We start from the raw sequence: 20727 nt of genomic DNA on the forward strand, positions 1-20727 counted from the left end.
TGATCTCCCGAAAAGGCGGCAGTGCCGTGAACGCGACGCGCGCTCGCCGCGACCAATGGCGATCGCCGCCGCAGAGCAGGGAATCGGATGCTGGACGCCCAACAATTGATGTGGACGCAGATTGCGGCCGGCATCTCGGTGCTGCTGTTTGGATTGATGCTGTTCAATCTGGTCCGCATGCGGGGCCGGATGCAGGCCGCGCGGAGCTGGGACAAGGTGGAGGGCATCATCACGGTCTCAAGTGTCGATCAGCCGGCGACGCACGCCTCGGACGATCGGAACGACGCCAAGCCTGTCATCCGCTATCGCTATCAGGCCGGCGGCCAGGAACTGGAAAGCGACAAGGTCTTTGTCGGCGGCCCCGCCATCACGACGAGGGTACTGGCCGCAAAACTAATCGGACGATATCCGGTCGGCGCGCATGTCGACGTCCATGTCGATCCGAAGCAACCGACCGAGGCGTTGCTCGAACCTGCTGCCGCGCAGAACGTCGCGGCACTGGTGGCGTTCACAATCGTGTTCGGCTTCATTGCCACCACCCTCACCGCGCATTCGCTCGCGGGTCACGTGCTCTACACAAACAACGGCGTTCCGCTGTTCGCGTTCGCGTTGCCGATCATCGTGCTCGTAGGCGGCGTGTTCTGCGTCGCAGAGTATGTCCGGACGCGCCGGCTGGCGAGCGCCAGCCTGCGCTGGCCGACCGCGGCTGGCAGGGTCACCCGTTGCGACGTGATCGAGGAAATCATCGAGGAGAAGAGCGACGACGACGACAAGTCCCGGTCCAGCAAGCTCCAGCACCGCTATCAGGTCGACCTGCGCTACGCCTACAGGGTCGACAAGCGCGACTTCATCGGCACCGAGGTCGATTGGGGCGGCACCATGATCTCCGGGCTGCGCGAGGTCGCCGAAAAGGCCGCAGCGAAATATCGTCCCGGGCAGAACGTCAAAGTTTATTACGATCCGGAACGACCGGGACATGCGGTGCTGGAGCCTGCGAGCCGGGAGGGCGCGCTGGGGCCGCTGATCGGTGCCGCGGTCTGCGCGGTCGTCGGAGGTCTTTTCCTGACAATCCTGATCAAGGTCGGGTTCGCATAGAGGCGCTTGATGCGGCTCACCCCTTCGGCGGTGCCAACGGCTGCACGATCTCCTGGAATGGCGTCAGCGCCTCGCAGCGCTCGGCATGCGCCGCGAGCGCCGGATAGCGCGCCGCGTCGAACAATTGCGGATGCGCCTCGCGGGTAAAGCGCACGACGCAGGCCACCGCGATATCGGCGTGGCCAATGCGGTCGCCCAGCCAGTATGGCGTCGTCACCTTGGCGCGCTCGGCGTCCAGCACGCCGAGCACGTCGCCGATCTGCGCCTGGCAGCGCTCGACCCACAGCGCAAGCTGCTCCTTCCGCAGCACGCGCTCATAGAGCAGGCTCACCGCCTTGTCGCCGAGACCGGAAGCGAGCGCGCAGATGCGCAGGTGCTGTCGTCGCTCGGCGCCGCTGCGCGGCAGCATCGCCTTGCCCTCGCCGACCAGCTCATCGAGATATTCGAGGATGATCGCGCTCTCGATCAGCGCCTCGCCGTCGTCAAGCACCAGCGTCGGGACGCGGCGCAGCGGATTATAGGGCGCGATCTTGTCGGCATCGCCGAAGGTGGACCACGGCCTGTGCTCAAAGGAGAGCCCGTAAAGCCGCAGCGCAATCGCGACGCGGCGGACGAAGGGGGAGTCGTATTGGCCGATCAGGAACATGGTTCGCGCTCACTCGTTGGAACACGGCAGGGCCGGTCAGTTTCCACGACAAGATCGGCGCGGCGCAAGAAAGAAGATGGAAATGGAGCATTGCGTCGGGTGCAACGTCGCCTGCAGCAACATCTGCGCGATCAAAGGCCGTCCTGGATCGAGCGCTTGATGGCGGCGATCGCGGTTTCGTTGCGCCTGTACATCGTCCACTGCTTGATCCGCTTGGCGCGCACCAGCTTTGCGGCGGTCAGGACCCGCATGTGCTCGCTCAGGGTCGGCGCGCTGACACCGAGCTTCTCTGCGATCAGCAATCCGCAGACGCCGTCATCGACCAGATCGCCATCGGCCTGCTCGCGAAAATGCTTCCGCGGATCCCGCAACCAGTCCAGGATCTGCAGGCGGCGCTCGTTGGCCAGCGCGCGCAGGGCGACAGTGACTTTCATTTAGTCATTTTGCTAATTACCTAATTGATGTCAACTCTCCGATGCGCTATAAGGAACGGCATCATGACAGCGACAATGGACATCACGCGGGAGCGGATTGCGGCGACCGAGGTCGTCATTCGTCCGCACATAAGGCGCACGCCACTCGTTATGGCCGATCTTGCCGATTTCGGCCTGCCGGCGGCGCCCATCACGTTCAAGCTCGAGATGCTGCAGCATTCCGGATCCTTCAAGGCGCGGGGCGCTTTTGCCAACCTGCTGCTGCGGCCGGTGCCGGAGGCGGGCGTGGTCGCCGCATCCGGCGGCAATCACGGGGCGGCGGTCGCCTACGCGGCGCAGCGGCTCGGCATCCCCGCCACGATCTTCGTGCCCGACATCACCTCGCCAGCCAAGGCCGAGCGGATCAAGGGGAATGGTGCGAAACTCGTGATCGCGGGCAGCCGCTACGCCGATGCGCTCGCCGCGAGCGAAGCGCATGTCGCACGGACCGGTGCGATGGCCGTTCACGCCTACGACCAGGCCGAAACCCTGCTCGGCCAGGGCAGCGTCGCCCTGGAGCTGGAGCAGGACGCGCCCGGCATCGATACGCTGCTGGTGGCGGTCGGCGGCGGCGGCCTGATCGGCGGCATCGCGGCGTGGTACGCTGGCAGGACGCGTGTTGTTGCGATCGAGCCGGAGCAGTCACCGACCCTGCACGCCGCTATCGCGGCGGGAGCACCGGTCGATGCGCCGGCCGGCGGCCTCGCCGCCGACAGCCTCGCGCCGCGGCGCGTCGGTGAATTGATGTTCCCCATCGCGCAGGCCCATGTCGAGCGGGTCGTTCTGGTCAGCGACGAGGCAATCCGGCAGGCGCAGGCAGCGCTGTGGTCGAGCCTGCGTCTCGTGGCCGAGCCCGGCGGCGCAGCCGCATTTGCCGCGCTACTGTCCGGCCGCTATCGTCCCTCACCCGGCGAACGCGTCGCAGTGCTGCTCTGCGGCGCCAACACCACGGCGGTGAAGTTCGACGGCTAGTCTCAAGCGGGATTGCATGATCGGGCTCCGCGCCGTCGTCCTGGCATCGACCCTGCTTCTGTTGATCGGAGCCGGCGCCGCAAGCGCCGAGGACCGCCCGATCGGCTTTCTGGCGCCGTCGAAAAACATCGTCTGCCAGTTCTTCATCGACAACGGACAAGGCGTGCTCCGCTGCGACATCCTGAACATGGAGACGCGCCCGCGCCGGCCCGCTGACTGCGATCTCGATTACGGCCACGCCTTCGAGATGAGCGCGAAGGGCAACGCGGAGCGCATCTGCGCCGGCGACACGGTGATGGACCCATCGCTGCCGGTGCTCGCCTATGGCGAAGTGTGGCGGCGGGCGGGGTTCACCTGCCGCTCGGAGCAGGCGGGGCTGACCTGCTTCAACGCCATGCAGCACGGGTTCTCGCTGGCAAGGGGGAAGCAGGAGTTGTTTTGACGAGCCGTAGCCCGCATGGAGCGGAGCGGAATGCGGGGAAACCGCCCCGGATTTCGCTGCGTTCCATCGGGCTACGAATTCGCGGCTTGCCGTCATTCCGGGGCGCGCGGAGCGCGAACCCGGAATCCATCGTGCACCGTCTCATGCGGACAAAATGGATTCCGGGCTCGCGCCAAGTGGCGCGCCCCGGAATGACGGCGAGGAGCGAGGCGCAGCGCGCATGGAGCGGAATGCGGGGACATCGTCTGGGATTACGCTTGGCTCCGTCGGGGCTACGGCGCCATCACGCGTTGATGTGCCGATTCGAAGAGCCAGGGCGGCGCCCACGCTCCGTCATTGCGAGCGCAGCGAAGCAATCCAGGATCTTTCCGCGGAAACAGCCTGGATTGCCTCGTCGCAAGGGCTCCTCGCAATGACGGTGGAGCGGCAGCCGCGCACTATTCGATAATCGGCACGTGCTTCGCCGCATCGCGCGGCGCCGTGCCATCGAGACGTGGATCATCGGCGATCTCGATCTGGCGGCGGAAGGGGCGGTAGCCGGAGCGCTGATAGAATTCGACGGCGGAGGGATGGTCGAAGGTGCAGGTGTGCACCCAGACGCGGTGCAGCTCGCGCGACCAGGCCAGCTCCAGTGCGCGGTTCATCAGGAAGCGGGCGGCGCCCGTCCCGATCAGGCCGGCGGTGACGCCGAAATAGACCAGCTCGCACTGGCCGGCCTCGCGGAAATCCAGCTCCAGCAGGCCCTCGTCGCGGCCGTCCGCGACCAGGGCGTAGACCTCGACATCAGGCGCGTGGATGATTGCGGCGAGCTCGGCATCATTCATGCGCGGCCGCGAGAACCACAGCCACTCCTCGCCGACGCGGCGGAAGAGGTCGCGATACCAATGAAGCGCGGGCGCGTCGGCCTTGCGCAGGGTCCAGGCGCCGGGAGGATCGTCACGGCGCGCAGGAGGTGCGATCATCTCAAGATGCGTGACGACGGCGGCGATCTTGCCGGCGGGGATGTCGGAATAGCCGCCGGGGAGGATCATTCGTGCTTGTTCCGATTCATCGCGAGAGGCTCCAGAGCGGCGCTACACACTCCATTGTCGTCCCGGACAAGCGTAAGCGCAGATCCGGGCCCCATAACCACGACTGTTCGTGGCGCGAAGACGCCCACTCCGAGCTTTCGCAAAACTTCTCCCTGCGGGTATGGTCCCGGCCTTCGCCGGGACGACGATAGTGTTTGGGGCCGCGTTCCTTCGCCGCACTTTCATCGCGGCTTTAGGCGCGCTCACGCCCCCTCGTCGCTCGCCAGCACGCCCTTCACCGCCCGCGCCCAGCCCGCGAGCTTCCGCTCGCGCGTCGCCTCGCTCATGTTCGGCTTGAAGCGGTGCTCGAGGCGCCAGTTGTCGGCGAATTTGGTCGGCTCGGGATAGACGCCAGCATTGAGGCCGGCGAGATAGGCGGCGCCGAGCGCAGTCGTTTCCTGAATCACGGGGCGATCGACCGGCGCGTCGAGGAGATCGGCGAGGCGCTGCATGGTCCAGTCCGACGCGGTCATGCCGCCGTCAACGCGCAGCACGACGCTGGCGGTTTCCGAGCTCGGCCAGTCGGCGCGCATCGCGGCCCAGAGGTCGAAGGTCTGGTAGCAGACACTCTCCAGTGCTGCATGCGCGAGCTCGGCAGGTCCCGTGTTGCGGGTGAGGCCGAACAGCGCGCCGCGCACGCGCGGATTCCAGTAAGGCGCGCCCATGCCGACGAAGGCGGGGACCAGATAGACGCTCTGCATGGAGTCGGACTGATCAGCAAGAGGTCCGGTCTCGGCGGCGTGCTTGATGATGCCGAGGCCGTCGCGCAGCCACTGCACCGCGCTGCCGGCGACGAAGATCGAGCCTTCGAGCGCGTAGGTGCGCTTGCCATCGAGCTGATAGGCGACCGTGGTGAGCAGCTTGTTCTTCGACACCACGGGCGTGGTGCCGGTGTTGAGCAGCGCGAAGCAGCCGGTGCCGTAGGTGGACTTCATCATGCCCGGGCGGAAGCAAGCCTGGCCGATGGTCGCGGCCTGCTGGTCGCCGGCGATGCCGGAGATCGCGATCGCGCCGCCGAACAGGTCGGGCACGCTCTCGCCGAAGCGGGCGGACGAATCCTTCACCTCGGGGAGCATCGAACGCGGCACGCCGATGATCTCCAGGAGCTCGTCGTCCCACTGGCCAGTGTGGATGTTGAACAGCAGCGTGCGCGAGGCGTTGGTGGCGTCGGTGGCGTGGACCTTGCCGCCGGTGAGGCGCCAGAGCAGGTAGCAGTCGACGGTGCCGAACATCAGCTCGCCGCGCGCGGCGCGCGCACGTGCGCCGGGCACGTGGTCGAGGATCCAGGCGACCTTGGTGCCGGAGAAATAGGGATCGATGATCAGGCCGGTCTTCTCGGAGATGACAGGCTCGCGGCCGTCGGCCTTGAGTTTCGCGCAGATGTCGGCGGTGCGCCGGTCCTGCCAGACGATGGCGCGGTGCACGGCCTGCCCGGTGGCGCGGTCCCATACCACGGTGGTCTCGCGCTGGTTGGTGATGCCGATCGCGGCGATGTCCTTCGCGCTGATGGCGGCCTGCGCGATCGCATCGCGGCAGACCATCACGGTCGAGGTCCAGATGTCCTCCGGCTCGTGCTCGACCCAGCCCGAGGCCGGAAAATGCTGCGGAAACTCGGCTTGCGCACGCGCAGCAATCGAGATGTCGCTGCGGAACACGATCGCGCGCGAGGAGGTGGTGCCCTGGTCGATGGCGAGGACGAAAGACATGGTAGCTACCTTGGCGTTTTCTTGGTGGCGTTCATTGTGCTGCGCCAAAAGGAGCGGATTAGGGCGGGAAGGTCAAGGCCGCCACGCCCGCCGAGGCGGTTGACGGTGCACCGCCCGGGCGAGCCGGGAGGCTAGGACAGCGGGAGCGAAGATGATACATGCCGGGCCGGGTAATTCGGGCGACATGACATTCACTTCCTTTCAGTTTGGCCTCTTCGTCGCGATCGTGTTCGGCGCCTATTATCTGCCGCCTTTACGCCGCTTCCAGGTCCAGCTGCTGGTGCTTGCGAGCCTGGTGTTCTATGGTTCGGGTCAGCCAGCGCTGCTGCCGCTGCTGCTCCTCGCCGTGCTCGGGACCCATCTCTGTCTGGTGCTGGCCTTCGACAACCGCGCGATCTGGATGCCGGCTGGAATCGTCTTCAATCTCGCGCTGCTGGCGTTCTTCAAATACAAATTTCTGCTCGTCGATGCGTCCACGGCTTACCCGATCGGCTTCGCGCCGGCGGATTTCCTGTTGCGGCTGCCGCTGCCGATCGGCATCTCCTTCTTCGTGTTCCACAACATCAGCCTTCTGGTCGACCTCACCCGCGAGAAACGGCCGCCGCCGCTGCGGGACGTCTTCCTCTACATCATCTTCTTTCCGCAGTTGGTGTCGGGACCGATCACGCGCGCGGGCCAGTTTATGCCGCAGATCGTCCCCAAACAGCTCTCCAATGTCGATTTCGCGGAAGCCGCCAAATGGATCCTGACCGGCTTCTTCTTCAAGCTCTACGTCGCCAACAATCTCAACGAGATGACGTCCTACATGGACTATCCGCTCTATGAGACGGTGGCCACGCAGGACCGCTGGCTGCTCGTGTTCCTGTACGGCTACCAGATCTATGCCGACTTCTTCGGCTATTCGGCAATCGCGCTCGGCCTCGGGCTGCTGTTCGGCTACCGCCTGCCGGTCAACTTCGACTTGCCCTACATCTCGGCTTCGTTCTCCGAGTTCTGGACGCGCTGGCACATCTCGTTGTCCGTTTGGCTCAGGACCTATCTCTACATCCCGCTCGGCGGCAACAGGAAGGGACCGGCTAGAACCGGCCTCAATCTGATGATCGTGATGACGCTTGGCGGCCTCTGGCACGGCGCGAGCCTGAGCTACGCATTGTGGGGCATGCTGCACGGCCTCCTGCTCGTCGTCGAGCGGCCGTTTCTGAAGGTGCTGGGCGAAGCCGGCCCTGTCGTGCGCGTCGCCCGCGTGGGCGTCGTCTTCTTCTGCGTGACGATGCTTTGGATCTTCTTCAAGCTGCCGAGCTTCGATCACGCGCTCGGCTACCTCGCAGGCATGTTCACGCCGACGGACAATCCCAATCCGACAAAACTGTTTCGTAGCATGGCCCTGCTCTACGCCCTTCCCGTTCTCATCCAGCATCTCGGCCTCGGTGCGCTCGCCAGTGGCAGGTTGCGGCGATGGGAGCCGTATCTCTATGGTGCGCTTGCGGCATTGGCCTATCTCGAGGCGGGGCCAGACGCCGCCTTCATCTATTTCCAGTTCTGATGATGGCACAGATGTCCGGACTTCCATGGTTGATCAGATGTGCGGCTGCAGCCGTCGCGCTGCTGCTGGTCTGCGGTCTTGCCACGGCGCGGTTCGGCTCCGCGCTCGAGCAGCCGTCCGTCACGACCTGCGACGGCAGCCGCATCACCCTCAATCGCTATCTGAGAGAGCCGGTCCCAGACGTCGTGCTGGTCGGCAGCTCGGTCGCCTGGCGTCTCAAGGAGGAATATTTCTCGCTTCCCCGCTTCCGCAATCTCGCGCTGGCCGGAGGCTCGCCGGTCACCGTCCTCGAGATCCTCGCGAAACAGCCGAGCTTGCCGAAGATCATCCTGATCGAGACGAACGTCCTATCGCGCGAGCCCGACAGCGAGCTGATCGGACAATTCTCCGGTAGCGCGCGCGCGGAAGCGCCGTTCCTACGCCCCGTGCGCACAGCGTTTGCGGCCTATGAGAGGTGGAATCACGCGCCGCCCAATCCCGCACAGGCTCGCGCCGAGCAGGATCGCCTGCTCAAGGAACCGCCGAGCACGTTCGACAACAAGGCCTATCTCGACCTGGCGCTGCGACAGATGAATGAAGGTGAGGCGACAGGGCCGGTGCGCGTCAATGTCGCGCGCACCAGAGAGCTGATCGACGACGTCCAGCGGCGTGGATCCCGTGCCTTCCTATCGAGATTCCGTTCGAGGCCGAGATCGAGGACTCCCGCCTCGTCGCCATGAGCAAGGCGATTGTCCACGCAGCTTTTCCGGATCAGTCGCTGTGGCTACCGATCAATCCGCCGCGGGGCCAATTGCGCTGGGCCGATGGTGTACATCTCGACGAGCGATCGGCTCTGATCGTCGTGCGCGCCATCGAAAGCGCGCTCGGCGAACGCGACGGCCTACGCCGGGACAAGTGACGGCTACACCGCCGCGGTGGTGACGCCGCCGTCGATGACGATGGTCTGGCCGGTCATGAAGCTCGACGCGTCGGAGGCGAGGTAGGCCACGGCACCTGCGATCTCGTCGGGCTCGCCGATGCGGCGCAGCGGCGTGGTGGCGGTGCGGCGCTTCAGCAGGGCTTCGTCTTCCCACAGCGCGCGGGCGAAGTCGGTCTTGACGAGGCCGGGCGCGATGCAGTTGACGCGGACGCCTCTCGGGCCCCATTCGCCGGCGAGCGAGCGGCACAGCGCAAAGTCGGCGGCTTTCGAGATGCCGTAGGCACCGATCACGGTGGAGCCGCGCAGCCCCGCGGGTCACTTCAAATTCCTCCGGGTGTGGTCAGTCAAATTCCTCCACCCGCGAGGCAGGACAAGGGACTGTTAGTTTGAGTTTGTTTCCCGGGCAAGAGCTTCAGCGGCTTCTTTGAGCCGATAGCTGCGTCCGTCGAACTCAAGCAGATGGCAATGATGCATAAGGCGATCGAGGATCGTCGTGCTCATAGTGTTGTCCCCAAGGTATGCCCCCCAATCCTGCACGACGCGATTGGAGGTGACGATGACGCTGCGGCGCAGTTTGTAACGCTGATGGATCAGGGTCTGCAGCAAAGTGCCGGCGTCGTCGGGGATGGCGCGTGCGAGGAATAGATCGTCCAGCACGAGGAGATCGCAGTCGATGATGGTTCGCAGCCGGACCTCGCGTTGTGCCGGAGAGTTCAGGGCGTAGCGGTGAAAGAAGTCGTCGGTCTCAAGATACTGGACCTTGTGGCTTTGCAGGATCGCCTGATAGGCAATCGCCTTGGCGATGTGCGACTTCCCGGTGCCAGGTTTGCCAACAAGCAGAGCGTTCTCGCCAGCGGCAATGAACGCCAGGGTGTGGAGCTGGAAGCAGGTCTGACGTGGCAGTTTGGGATTGAAGGACCAGTCGAACTCGGCGAGCGTCAGCTTTTCGTCGAGCCCGGATTGCTGGTATCGCCGCTCGATAAGACGGGACTGACGACGGTCCAGTTCATCCTGCAGGATAAGGGAGAAGGTCTCGAGGAAGGGCTGGTTGGCGCCCTGCGCCTGGAGCACGCGCGTCTGCAGCGTGTCGCGGACACCCGACAGGCGCAGCTGTCGTAGGCAACGCTCAATTTCCGGCATGGTCATCATGTGGCTAGGTCTCCAGTTTAAGGTGAGAAGGTGCAGCGGGAGCGCTCGTGGCGCCGGAGTTGGCCGGGGTTGCGCAGGCGACACGAGCGCGGATTGCCGTGGCGTGATCGTCGTGAGCCTCGGCCTGCCGACCATTGTCGTCGGCGTCGCGCCGCACAGCGCGGCTGAAGAGGTCGCCGTATTCCGCGGGGGTACGGATCAGCGGATGATCCTGGGTGAGCGGCGATGCCGGCTGTGGCGTCACTCCAACCTGCTCGATCGCCTGTTCGAACAACCGCTCGACGGTCGCACGCACGTGCTTGTAGCGGTAGATGCGGTTGTCGATGGCGTGCGCGCAGGCCTGCTCGACCAGCCGCGCCGGATACTTCCGGCCCAGCCCGACAATGCCCCACATCGCGCGCTGTCCGGGGCGCCCTTCGGTGTCGAACACCTGCTGGCACAAGGCCCTGGTCTGCGGTCCGATGCGCTCGGCGCTCGCCAGCAGCACGGCGGTTTGCCGCGACGGGTTGAACGGCCGTTCGCTGGTCGGCAGGACGACAGAACCGGGGTGCGCCATCCGGGAATGAACACGCAGCAGCGCACGGGTGTGGCGATCACGGATCTCGATCGTGGTGGTGTAGATGCGCACGACGACCTGGCTGCCGATCGGCGCGGGCCGCGCGGCGTAATAGCTGTTGTCGACGCGTACGGTGGTGTCGTCGCAGACAGTCCGGACGACTTCGGTGAAGATGCGGAAGGGAGCGACAGGCAGCGGCCGCAGGTGCGGCTTCTCTTCCTGGAACATCGCCTCGACCTGACGGCGCGTGCTGCCGTGGATGCGTTTGGAAGCCCAGTTCTCCTCCCAGTGCCTCAAGAACTCGTTTTGCGCCTCCAGCGTCTCGAAGCGCCGTCCGGCCAGCGCAGTGCCCTGGGTATGTTGAATCGCATTCTCGACGCATCCTTTCCGATTTGGATCGGCCACGCGCGCGGGATCGGCGACCACGGCGTAATGAGCCAGCATCGCGCTGTAAATCGGGTTGAGCTGGGGCTCGTACAAATCCGGCTTGAGGACGCCTTCCTTCAGGTTGTCGAGCACGACATAGCTGGGGACCCCGCCAAAATACCGGAACGCCTCTTCGTGGAGCTGCGCCCAGACTTGTTGGCTGGACTTCCAGACTACCCGCCGGAAGCTGCGCCGCGAGTAGCGTAGCGTCATCACGAACAGGCGGGGACGACGGTACCGCCCGCTCTTCGGATCAACCGTCGGCGCGCCCTCGCCATAGTCGACCTGAGCTTCCTCGCCGGGGAGGAACTCAAGACGATCAAACTGCTCAGGATCAGCGTGCCGCAACCGGCGCACAAACCGCTTGACACTCTGGTAGCTGGACGGAAAGCCAAATTGATCAACCAGGTCCTGGTAAATCGCCTGCGCGTTCCGCTTCAGCCGGACCTGTTCTTCGATCCACGTCCGATGCGCTTCGCAAGCCGAACGGGCCAGGCTGCTGGTGACCGTCGCTTCCGATGTCCCAAAAGCCGGTGGTCGGGGTGGAGGAATTTGGCCGTCCGCGCTCACCGAGCCGGTGGTCACTTCCCCGGGGGAATTTGCCTCCGCACCGGCCCGCAGCGCCTGATAACGCCGGATCGTCTTGCGATCGACACCCGTCAGCCGGTGAATCTCGCGCTGGCTGGTGTTGCGATCAAGTAATGTAAGTACGGTGCTTTGCAGATGTCGCTTCAAGACGTTCAACTCCCCGGCCCCTTGCTGGCTAAAGGGGTCGAACATAAACGTCCTGCCTGACCGGCTACTGCTGTTCAGCGGCGCTGACGGCGATCATCAGGTGGGGGAGTTTCAAGTGACCATACCCGGGGGATTTTGACCGACCCACGGGGGAAACGTGCGCGCTCGTACTCCTTCACGAGCAGTTCGAGGCGTTCGACGCTCTCTTTGGACGCAGCCAGTTCACTCTCGACATGAAGGCGCGCCGAGCATTCATCGTCTGCGCGACGACGCTCGGCTTCAATCATCGCTTCCTGCGCGCGGAAGAGCGCGCGCAAATCGGCGGGCAGCGCTGCAAGACGGGCGGGATCAATGGGGGACGGCGGCACATCCGCAAGCTATCATCCCAAAGCCCCGCGCGAAACAGGTTGTCGGGTCTGAGTCAGTTCGCCGCAGCTGGCGTCGCGACAATCCGTTCGCCCACTCGCTTCCTGATAGTGAGTCTGACGAATCATTTCCGGAGGTGGTCGAGGTTCGGGACCCCCACCATCCTTTGTGGGGGCGCTCATATCGAGTGATTAGGAAGATCGGTCAGCGAGGCCGAGGCATTCCCGCTTCGTATGAAGTTGAGTATCGCGCAGGAAGCAGTCTTCTGATTCAAGCAACCGCAATCGAATATTATGAGCAAGAGGCAAATCAGATTAAGCTGAGTATGGAGGCTCTACTCGAGCTTTTATCGACAGCGGATTGTCCCGACGCACATGAGCATGGATCCAGCCGATCTTTGGTCGACGCTGACGCCCGCGCTCCGACGCCAGATCGTCGAAGACGTCGCCGCAATTTTGGCGGAGATCCCTCATGAAGTCCGAGCTGGTCACACCAAGCCACTTGGCGCGCAAAGCCGTAGTCTACATCCGGCAGTCGACGCCCCATCAGGTCGTAAGCAATCAGGAGAGCCTGCGCCTTCAATACGCGCTTCGCCAGCGCGCCCGCGAACTCGGATGGCGTGAGGCGGCCATCGACGTGATTGATGCCGATCTCGGGTTGAGCGGCGCGTCTATAGCACAGCGTAACGGCTTCAAGGAACTCGTTGGCCGTGTTGGCCTGAGTGAAGTGGGACTCATCCTGTCGATCGACGTGACCCGCTTGGCGCGTAATTGTACCGACTGGTATCCGCTCCTGGATATCTGTGGTCTACGTGGCTGCCTGATCGCCGACCGCGATGGTGTCTATGATCCGGGCACTCCCAACGGACGGTTGCTTCTCGGGCTGAAGGGTTCGATCTCCGAGCTTGAGCTACATACGATCCGCAGCCGGCTGACCGCCGGCCTGCTGGCCAAAGCCGAACGCGGCGAACTTGCGGTTATGCTGCCAATCGGGCTGATGCGGGACCCGAGCGGTGTGGTCGTTAAGGATCCCGACATGGCCGTGCAAGGGCGGCTCGGTCTCGTCTTCCAGTTATTCCTGCAGCTGCGCAGCGTTGCCAAGGTCATGCGAGCGTTGAACGAGCGTGACCTGGAACTGCCGCGTCGTGATCGATATGGCGATTTGTGCTGGACGCGCGCGACGCTGGCTGCCGTCGCGGCGATCTTGAAGAACCCCGCATACGCGGGCGCCTTTGTCTATGGACGAACCCGCTTCCGGCCGCCGAAGCGGGAGGGGGCCCTGCCACAAAAGGCTCCGCGGCCGATGGAGGAGTGGCGGATCGTCGTTAAAGATCGATATCCAGCCTATATCGACTGGCCAATTTATGAAAAAATCCGATCCGTCATCAGAGATAACCGAGCCGAATACATGCGCATCAAAACCCGCGGCGCGCCTCGCAATGGCGAGCTCCTGCTCCACGGCATTGCCTGGTGCGCACGATGTGGCCATAAGATGTACGTCCGCTACAAGGGCGGCGGCGAATATGTATGCAATCACCTGCGTACCCAGGAAGGTCAGCCAACCTGCCAACACATCCGCGCCGCCCATATCGATGCAGCCGTTGGCGACGCATTCCTAACCGCACTAGCGCCGGCCGAACTCGATGCCTTGTCGCGCTCCCGCCGGGTGCAGCAGCAGACGAACAATGCGCTACGCTCCAGTGCAGAACGAGAGCTCGAGCGCAAGCGATACACGGCGGCGCTCGCCGAACGGCAGTTCAACCGAGCTGATCCAGATAATCGGTTGGTCGCCTCGGAACTCGAGCGTCGATGGGAAGCGGCGCTAAACGACGTGCGCGCCGCCGAAGAGGCGCTTGCCCGACAGACGCCGCCCAAAGCCATCACACAAGTGGCCATAAGCAAGGAGCTCAACGACAAGGTCATCAGCCTCACCGGCCGCCTCCCGCAGATATGGGGTGACGAGACTATCTCGGATGCGCATCGCAAGGCGTTGTTGCGATGTCTCATCGAAAAGGTCGTTCTCGACCGCGGTGAGCGCGACTTGGCCCTGGCTAGGATCGTCTGGCGGGGAGGCGCCGTGACGGAGCTCGAAGTGAAGATGAGCGTCAACTCCGTCACCAGATTGACGCGAGGCACAGAGATGCGGGAACGCCTTCTGACGCTCGCTCGCGACGGCGTCCCAGACGACAAGATCGCCACAATCCTTACTCGGGAAGGTCACCGCTCTCCCCGTTGCGCCGATAAGGTGCTGCCTATCACCGTTGGGCGGCTCCGTCGTGCCGCCGCCATCAAGGTAACTGCCCAGCGCAGCCGATGGGAGCATGACGACTCATACCTCAGCCCGCCCGAACTGGCCCGAAGGCTCGAGATTCCAGTAAACTGGCTCTATGTTCAGATCCGAACCAAGCGTTTGCTAATTGATCGCCAGCCCAGCGGCGCCTATCTCTTCCCGAATACACCATCCGTTCTTCACGCCATCGGAGACCTTCGAAACCACGTCATCGCGCAACTTGATCTAAGAATCTGTCAGCCTAACAAGGAGGGGCATCTTCGAACTGCACGCGCGTCAGATGCATGACGCCGTCGCTGATCTGCGGCCACTCGAAACGACCATCGCGGCCAAGGCGCTTGTAGACCAAAACGAGGCCCGTGCCGTCCCATAGCAAAATCTTCAGCCGGTCGGCGCGCTTCGAACGAAAAACCACGATCAGGCCCGAATGCGGATCGAGCCCAAGCGTGTTTTGCACAAGACCGGCCAGCGCGTCGTGCCCGCACCGGAAGTCAACAGGACGCACAGCAAGCACAATCCGCAGTCCCTGCGCCGGAATGATCATGCGCCGCGCTCGATCGCAGTCACGATCTCCGCGATCCGCACCGCCGACACGTCCGCATCCAGGCGGACCGAAACCTTGCCAATCGTAATCTCGACGGGCCCCTCGCTCTTGCCTGACGCCACTGGATCGCTTAGCTCGATCGACACGAAATCCGCCGCGTCGTCCGTGACCAATGCGAGCCGGCCAGCACGCGCCAATCTGCGCCACGTCGTCAACTGCTGGGCCTTCACACCGTAACGCCGTGCGACATCACATACCCGGGCGTCGGGCTTCATGCTCTCGAAAACAGCGCGCCCCTTGATCTCCGCAGACCATAACCGGCCTCCAGAACGCGTCCGGCGCGTAAGCTTCCCTACAAAGCCATCAGCTTCGGCTTCCTCCCCCGATTGTTCCATCGCCTTCAGTCTCCTCTCGGCTCTCTGACAAGCCAAGGATCGCAGAGCGAAAGCCGAAGCGAAACCAGTCAATCAAATGGGAGAAAAGCTCCGCTTACCGACAATCCGCTACGGATTGCCGTTCTGGACAGAGGCGCGCCGGTCATCGATGCAGCGGTCGCGGCGTATATGGAAGGCTTCATCCAGCGACAGAGGATCGACGTCTTCTTGGTCGACCCCCTCGTCGGGTTCCACGCGGTGGCCGAGAACGACAATGGCCACATGGATGTCGTCATCAAGGAAGGATTCGGCGCCATCGCCAACCGAACCAACTCGGCCGGCGAAGTCTATCACCCCGGCAAGCCCAAGCCAGGGCAAACTGAGACCACCGTTGAAGACGCTCGCGGAGCTTCGGCGGTCATCTGGGCAGTGCGCTCGGCGCGAGTCTTCAACTTCATGAGCCAGGAGGAAGCCCGCAAGCTCGGACTTTCCGAGGACGAGCGGCGACTGCATATCCGGGCCTCGAACGGTAAAGCCAACATGGGCCCGCTTGGGCGGGCCAAATGGATGCGCCTGATTGTCGTAACTCTCGCGAACGGGGATCAGGTTGCAGCCGCCATTTCATGGTCGCCGCCGAACCCCTTTCACGGTGTCACCCCGGAACACGTGGAACTGGCGAGATCACTGGCGGCAACTGGCGAATATCGAACCGACATGCGGTCGCCGAACTGGATCGGTTATGCGCTCGCGACGCGGCTGAACATCCCAATCTCGCACGGTGGCCTGAACGATCCGGGGCAGATCGAACGTATCAAAACCATCATCAAAACATGGATTGCTAACAAGGTTCTCAAGGTCGATCGCCGGAAGGACAGAGATGGCAAGGAGCGCGACTTTATCGCACCCGGACCTTTCCAGCCTGAATTGCCGCTACCAGATCGTAGAGAGGACGACGAATAGAGCAACCGGCGACAACTGGCGATGAATTGGCGACCGCTGCTCGCTTGAAGGTCGGAGCTTCCGCCAGTTCGCCAGTTTCGCCGGTTACGTAGTAACGGCGAACTGGAGTGGCGACGGCCGGCGTGCTTGGGGGGCGCGGCGCTTAAGGCGCCCGCGCGCTCAATCCGAGCTCTCATCCCGCGCTTTCAAGCGCGACGAAGGCGCGGTCGATAGTGTGAGGGTGAGCGACGTTCCTGCAATCGTCATCGAAAATGCCGATTAACTATATGAAAGATCTAAGGTATGCACCTCGCGACCGCGACCGATACCACCAACGCTACCAACTACGCTGCAGGAAGCGGAGCTGACGTAATATAACTTAGGACTGAATCGGACCCATTCGCCAGAGGATGGGATATGGACTGCCTCGCGCGCGAGTCAGCCTCAAAGGCTCTTTCAACGATTCGGTCCGTCGGGCCGTCAATCTCAGTCGATTCCGAGGGGCTTCAGATCCCCTCGGCTTGCGATGGCCAAGACGGCACCCGGGAGGCGATGCCGCCCGTTGGTTTTGGTAAAATCGCGTGGCGAAGCGCCACCATGTCGGAACCAGGCTCCGCCGTTCGTCTTGAATCCAAGCCGCCCCGACCGGAGTTCTGCGTACATGGCCCCCCGCGCCAACTGGAAAGGCTTCCTGCGTTTGTCCCTGGTGACCTGTCCGGTCGCGCTCTACCCGGCCACCTCCGAGAGCGAGAAGATCTCGTTCAACCAGCTCAACCGGTTCGATCTCCAACGAGATTAATGTCGATCGCGTGGGCCAGATTGCGATGGCCAAGATATTCAAAAAGCAAACGGATGCCGGGGTTATCTTGCGCGCGGAACCAACCCCAGCCATCCTATCATTGGTCGGCGATCATCAAATGGGCACCTGCCGCATGGGGGATGACCCGGAGACCTCCGTCGTAAATCGATTTTGCCGACTACACGAAGCGAAAAACGTGTTCGTGGTAGACTCCAGCTTCATGCCGACTGGGCTCGGCCTCAATCCAATGGTCACGGTGGTTGCAAACGCCCTGCGCGTCGGCACTCACATCGTGAATGCCTTAAGGAAGGGGCAAGTCCCCGGCCAAGTCTAGTCATTCAACTCTACATCGGTCTACACACCAGCCATACGTTCGCGCCAAGCGGCGCTGAACGAAGGCCACTGGGTCCAGTCACTGCTCTTCCCAAGCTTGGCTGCGGTCGGCGCTCTCAATTGAACTTATAGGACGCCTGAAAGAACGTGCCCCAGCGCTCCATGCTGAACTTCGAAAACTCAGTCAAAGTGGTTCCCGGGCCATCACAGCCTGTGCATATCACATCGCTGTCCTTTTGGGTCCACATTGCCCAATAGCGGCCGCCGACGCCGACGCTGAAGTTCTTGGTAATGAAGTAAGACAACACGCCTTCGAGCTGGACGCCCCCGCCTCCGTTCCCGCGTTGATCAATGAAGGTGGTGAACGGGCGCAAGAGATGATAGTCACGCCCTTTGAAATTGGTCCAAGGCAGGTAAGCGACGTCGGTGCTCAAGCGCCAACGCTCGGTGAGCATGGTTTCAGCGCTTAGACCGACACGAGGTGCATTCCACTGAGTATTCTGGCTTCCAATGACCGTGTCGTCACCTGGCCGCAAGCATGTCCTCATCGGGTTGGCGATCTCTACACATCCGATGGAGTCGGAGCTCTGTTCGTAGTAGGTCCAGCCGATAAAGCCGCCGACCTTGTAGTTGGCGCCGCGCAGGAAATCGTAACCTACGTCGGCCGTGTAATAAGTGAACCTCCCGTTGGCCTGGCCTGATATCGTGTTGACATAGGAGAGACTGCGATCGAGGCCCCAATCTTCATCGTTTATGTTTCCTTTGTCGAAGCGCCCGATGCCAACGTTGCTCTTCAGGAACACTCCCCACGGGCTGTCAAGGCGGCCAAATAACTCCCCGGAAAGTCCGTCGAGGCCGTGGTAGGTGAGCCTTGATATAAGAATATTAGGATCTCCAGTAGCGATCTCATCGGGCACAGCGCTGGCGTCCCATTGGAATCGTCCGCGGCTGAGCCAGAGCCGCGAGCCGCCTTCGAACGACCAACCGGCTGTGTCAGCAATCGGCGGCACGCTGTCCGTTGCTTTCGCGAACAACGGCGCATCGGACCATCGCGCCGCTTGCGGGTCGGCGCCAAAATGATAGTTCAAACCGATCTTTCCGATGTGGTAGTTACTGGACAGGCTGGTTGTGTTCGCCGGAACGATTGCGAACGGCGGAAACTGCACCGTCGGAGGGAGCGCGACACTCGGCCCACTGAAATGCAGATAGTCATACTCTACTTTGACCGACCATGCAGGCGTAAGCGCTTGCTCGACGCCCAGCCCGATGACGCCACCGACCTGACCATAGTCGAAATGGGTTTTCTCCTGTGGCCAGAAGCCATTAAATTCGTTGTTATTGAGGACGTTGCCGTGATTGGCTTGCCAAGCCACGCCTCCCTTGAGATAGGCCAGCGTATGGCCGAGAGCGCCGAACGCGTAACCGACGCGACCGGTCCCGGTGGCAAAGAGGTTTGGACCTGCCTTGCAGTTTGCGCTCACAACAAAGCCAGAGGCCGCGAGGCAGGTATTGGTGCCGTCGGAAACAGCCCCGCTGGCATCCAGTTCGAGGCCAAACACCCAGCTATTCTTCTGCCAATTGTAGCCGATCTGCCCACCCGCCAGGAACACAGGGGTATCCACGACGTCGCCATAGATCGATGGACCATAGGGATCACTGAAGGACGTTCGGCCGTAACCACCGCCGACGTGCCCGCCAATATAGCCTCCCGACCAGCTCCACACCGCCGAGGGCAGTTGCACCGCTGGCTCAAGGTCAGCCGAATTGGTTGCTTCGCTTGTGACGAGCGCAATTGTTGTGGCTCCCCAAACAAGAACTCCAGATCGCATCAAACACTCCGCTGCGCATTCCCGTCCATTACCGAGCGCCTTCGCGCCGGCATCGGTGGCGGCGCCGCGAATGAAGCAAGCAGCGTGCCGCTCGAAAATCGAGGTTCTCCACGCCTACTACTGGATACGCGCGTCAAATTGGGAACATTGGTCTCAAACCCGACAGTCGCGCTGTTCGCCCGTCTTATTCGCAAGAGCGCGCCTGAGGGGCTGGCGAGCGTGGTGTAGCGCTGATGCGGCGCAGGATTCGGTTGCGAAGCCAACCGATCACCTTCGACCGCGAGCGCCACAGAGCTGGCCCCGCAAATTCGGACAGTAGCTTGAGTGGATTTTCTGCCTGACAGCGGCGAGGATTCTTGCTGCGAATCAGGAGCGAAGATGACGAAGAAGAGCCGCCGGACGCATTCTCCGGCATTCAAGGCGAAGGTTGCTTTGGCTGCGGTCAAAGGCGACAAGACACTGGCGGAGCTGGCGCAGCTGTTTGATGTTCATCCGAACCAGATCACGATCTGGAAAAACCAGCTCCTGGAAGGCGCCGCCGGCGTGTTTGGGCATGACAAGACATCGGCCGAGACGCCGGTCGATTTGAAGGCGTTACATGCCAAGATCGGCGAGCTGGCGTTGGAAAACGATTTTTTGTCCGGCGCGCTCACCAAGGCGGGCCTGCTGAGCGCAAAGCGATGATCGACCGCGATCATGATCTTTCTATCGTGCGCCAGGCGAAGGTCCTGAAGCTGGCTCGCAGCACGGTCTACTATGAACCTCGGCCAGTTTCGGCCGAGGACCTTGCCTTGATGCGTCGGCTCGATGAGCTGCATCTCGATTATCCCTTCGCGGGAGCGCGTATGCTGCGATCGTTGCTGCGGCGGGAGGGCGTATACGCCGGTCGCCGCCACATCGCGACGCTGATGAAGCGCATGCGGATCGAGGCGGTCTATCGTCGCCCGAACACGAGCAAGCCGGCTCCGGGTCACAAGATCTACCCGTACCTGTTGCGCGGATTGAAGATCGAGCGGCCCGACCATGCGTGGGCAATGGACATCACCTACATTCCGATGCGGCGTGGCTTCGTCTATCTCGCGGCGGTCGTCGATGTGTTCAGCCGACGGGTCCTGGCCCATCGCGTCTCGATCACAATGGAGGCGGCCTTCTGCGTCGAAGCGGTCCAGGAGGCGTTGGCGAAGCACGGCAGGCCCGAGATTTTCAACACGGATCAGGGCAGCCAGTTCACCAGCCTCGAGTTCACCGATGTGCTGCTGGACGCGAAGATCGCCATCAGCATGGACGGCAAGGGCGCCTGGCGCGACAACGTGTTTGTCGAGCGGCTCTGGCGCACGGTCAAATACGAAGAAGTTTATCTCCGCGCCTACGACAGCGTGTCCGAGGCGCGAGCGTCAATTGCCAAGTATCTGGCCTTCTACAATCAGGGACGCCCTCACTCGAGCCTTGACGGGCGCACGCCCGACGAGGCTTACTTCGGCACGCAAGCTATGGTGATGGCCGCATGACCGTCGCCGACGGT

The 20727-nt window shown here is 62.8% G+C and carries 21 protein-coding genes and 1 pseudogene; 11 read left to right on the plus strand and 11 right to left on the minus strand.

What is annotated here, in order from left to right; translation table 11 throughout:
• Positions 1 to 87 precede the first annotated feature (87 nt).
• Positions 88 to 1095: a DUF3592 domain-containing protein gene (locus ACFLEY_RS42520; RefSeq protein WP_211434129.1), complete on the plus strand. Its 1008-nt coding sequence runs from the start codon at positions 88 to 90 to the stop codon at positions 1093 to 1095.
• Between the two features lie 16 nt (positions 1096 to 1111).
• Here ACFLEY_RS42520 and ACFLEY_RS42525 read toward each other — a convergent pair whose 3' ends face one another.
• Together ACFLEY_RS42525 and ACFLEY_RS42530 are read right to left on the minus strand one after the other, a co-directional pair.
• Positions 1112 to 1741: a glutathione S-transferase family protein gene (locus ACFLEY_RS42525; protein WP_060909198.1), complete on the minus strand. Its 630-nt coding sequence runs from the start codon at positions 1739 to 1741 to the stop codon at positions 1112 to 1114.
• Between the two features lie 131 nt (positions 1742 to 1872).
• Positions 1873 to 2175: a helix-turn-helix transcriptional regulator gene (locus tag ACFLEY_RS42530; protein ID WP_011084231.1), complete on the minus strand. Its 303-nt coding sequence runs from the start codon at positions 2173 to 2175 to the stop codon at positions 1873 to 1875.
• Between the two features lie 27 nt (positions 2176 to 2202).
• On the opposite strand from ACFLEY_RS42530, the gene ACFLEY_RS42535 reads away from it, so the two are divergent.
• Together ACFLEY_RS42535 and ACFLEY_RS42540 are read left to right on the plus strand one after the other, a co-directional pair.
• Entirely contained in the window at positions 2203 to 3186 is a 984-nt protein-coding gene (locus ACFLEY_RS42535; RefSeq protein WP_060909199.1) for a threonine/serine dehydratase, read from the plus strand.
• A gap of 16 nt (positions 3187 to 3202) precedes the next feature.
• Positions 3203 to 3628, plus strand: coding sequence for a DUF6636 domain-containing protein (locus ACFLEY_RS42540; protein WP_011084229.1), 426 nt, complete (start codon positions 3203 to 3205; stop codon positions 3626 to 3628).
• Between the two features lie 437 nt (positions 3629 to 4065).
• On the opposite strand, the gene ACFLEY_RS42545 is transcribed toward ACFLEY_RS42540, so the two are convergent.
• Both ACFLEY_RS42545 and glpK read right to left on the minus strand, forming a co-directional pair.
• Positions 4066 to 4659: an N-acetyltransferase gene (locus ACFLEY_RS42545; RefSeq protein WP_060909200.1), complete on the minus strand. Its 594-nt coding sequence runs from the start codon at positions 4657 to 4659 to the stop codon at positions 4066 to 4068.
• A 242-nt stretch (positions 4660 to 4901) separates the two neighbouring features.
• Complete coding sequence (gene glpK, locus ACFLEY_RS42550) at positions 4902 to 6404, minus strand: glycerol kinase GlpK (RefSeq protein WP_060909201.1); 1503 nt, start codon at positions 6402 to 6404, stop codon at positions 4902 to 4904.
• Positions 6405 to 6588: 184 nt separating this feature from the next.
• On the opposite strand from glpK, the gene ACFLEY_RS42555 reads away from it, so the two are divergent.
• The 3 genes from ACFLEY_RS42555 to ACFLEY_RS42565 are packed head-to-tail and all read left to right on the plus strand — an operon-like array spanning position 6589 to position 8845.
• Positions 6589 to 7947, plus strand: a complete 1359-nt coding sequence (locus ACFLEY_RS42555; protein WP_211434128.1) for an MBOAT family protein — start codon at positions 6589 to 6591, stop codon at positions 7945 to 7947.
• Between the two features lie 11 nt (positions 7948 to 7958).
• Entirely contained in the window at positions 7959 to 8666 is a 708-nt protein-coding gene (locus ACFLEY_RS42560; RefSeq protein ID WP_396604424.1) for a hypothetical protein, read from the plus strand.
• The gene (locus ACFLEY_RS42565; protein WP_396604425.1) at positions 8663 to 8845 is read left to right on the plus strand and encodes a hypothetical protein; all 183 of its coding nucleotides are present in this window, start codon (positions 8663 to 8665) and stop codon (positions 8843 to 8845) included. The genes ACFLEY_RS42560 and ACFLEY_RS42565 overlap by 4 nt, the downstream gene beginning before the upstream one ends.
• A 3-nt stretch (positions 8846 to 8848) precedes the next feature.
• Here the strand turns inward: ACFLEY_RS42565 and ACFLEY_RS42570 are convergent.
• From ACFLEY_RS42570 to ACFLEY_RS42585, 4 genes and pseudogenes are all read right to left on the minus strand, one after another.
• Positions 8849 to 9175: pseudogene (locus ACFLEY_RS42570) on the minus strand (SDR family oxidoreductase); the annotation flags it as partial.
• A gap of 72 nt (positions 9176 to 9247) precedes the next feature.
• Positions 9248 to 10015, minus strand: coding sequence for an IS21-like element IS1631 family helper ATPase IstB (gene istB / locus ACFLEY_RS42575; protein ID WP_038952109.1), 768 nt, complete (start codon positions 10013 to 10015; stop codon positions 9248 to 9250).
• A gap of 4 nt (positions 10016 to 10019) precedes the next feature.
• Positions 10020 to 11777, minus strand: a complete 1758-nt coding sequence (gene istA, locus ACFLEY_RS42580; protein ID WP_100214066.1) for an IS21-like element IS1631 family transposase — start codon at positions 11775 to 11777, stop codon at positions 10020 to 10022.
• 29 nt (positions 11778 to 11806) lie between these two features.
• A complete protein-coding gene (locus ACFLEY_RS42585; RefSeq protein WP_396604426.1) occupies positions 11807 to 12019 on the minus strand; it encodes a hypothetical protein in 213 nt (70 codons plus the stop codon).
• Positions 12020 to 12569: 550 nt separating this feature from the next.
• Between ACFLEY_RS42585 and ACFLEY_RS42590 the strand changes: the two genes are divergently transcribed.
• A complete protein-coding gene (locus ACFLEY_RS42590) occupies positions 12570 to 14675 on the plus strand; it encodes a recombinase family protein (protein ID WP_060909278.1) in 2106 nt (701 codons plus the stop codon).
• On the opposite strand, the gene tnpB is transcribed toward ACFLEY_RS42590, so the two are convergent.
• The gene (gene tnpB / locus ACFLEY_RS42595) at positions 14629 to 14931 is read right to left on the minus strand and encodes an IS66 family insertion sequence element accessory protein TnpB (protein WP_060909277.1); all 303 of its coding nucleotides are present in this window, start codon (positions 14929 to 14931) and stop codon (positions 14629 to 14631) included. The genes ACFLEY_RS42590 and tnpB overlap by 47 nt on opposite strands.
• Complete coding sequence (locus ACFLEY_RS42600; RefSeq protein WP_026192391.1) at positions 14928 to 15326, minus strand: transposase; 399 nt, start codon at positions 15324 to 15326, stop codon at positions 14928 to 14930. The genes tnpB and ACFLEY_RS42600 overlap by 4 nt, the downstream gene beginning before the upstream one ends.
• Positions 15327 to 15494: 168 nt before the next feature.
• Between ACFLEY_RS42600 and ACFLEY_RS42605 the strand changes: the two genes are divergently transcribed.
• The 3 genes from ACFLEY_RS42605 (at position 15495) to ACFLEY_RS42615 (ending at position 17377) form a co-directional block, all read left to right on the plus strand.
• Positions 15495 to 16265, plus strand: coding sequence for a hypothetical protein (locus ACFLEY_RS42605; protein WP_060909207.1), 771 nt, complete (start codon positions 15495 to 15497; stop codon positions 16263 to 16265).
• A gap of 640 nt (positions 16266 to 16905) precedes the next feature.
• A complete protein-coding gene (locus ACFLEY_RS42610; RefSeq protein ID WP_249163558.1) occupies positions 16906 to 17043 on the plus strand; it encodes a hypothetical protein in 138 nt (45 codons plus the stop codon).
• A gap of 25 nt (positions 17044 to 17068) precedes the next feature.
• On the plus strand, positions 17069 to 17377 hold the full coding sequence (locus ACFLEY_RS42615; protein ID WP_060909208.1) for a GMC oxidoreductase: 309 nt from the start codon (positions 17069 to 17071) through the stop codon (positions 17375 to 17377).
• 115 nt (positions 17378 to 17492) lie between these two features.
• On the opposite strand, the gene ACFLEY_RS42620 is transcribed toward ACFLEY_RS42615, so the two are convergent.
• On the minus strand, positions 17493 to 19205 hold the full coding sequence (locus tag ACFLEY_RS42620) for an outer membrane beta-barrel protein (protein ID WP_211434535.1): 1713 nt from the start codon (positions 19203 to 19205) through the stop codon (positions 17493 to 17495).
• Positions 19206 to 19583: 378 nt separating this feature from the next.
• Between ACFLEY_RS42620 and ACFLEY_RS42625 the strand changes: the two genes are divergently transcribed.
• Positions 19584 to 20713, plus strand: a protein-coding gene (locus ACFLEY_RS42625; protein ID WP_085967151.1) for an IS3-like element ISRj2 family transposase whose coding sequence is annotated in 2 segments (ribosomal slippage) — positions 19584 to 19836 and positions 19836 to 20713 — 1131 coding nt in all. Because the reading frame shifts where the segments join, the coding sequence is not laid out codon by codon here.
• Positions 20714 to 20727: the final 14 nt, after the last annotated feature.

The organism is Bradyrhizobium sp. YCK136, from assembly GCF_044570075.1.
Taxonomy (GTDB): Bacteria; Pseudomonadota; Alphaproteobacteria; order Rhizobiales; family Xanthobacteraceae; genus Bradyrhizobium; species Bradyrhizobium diazoefficiens.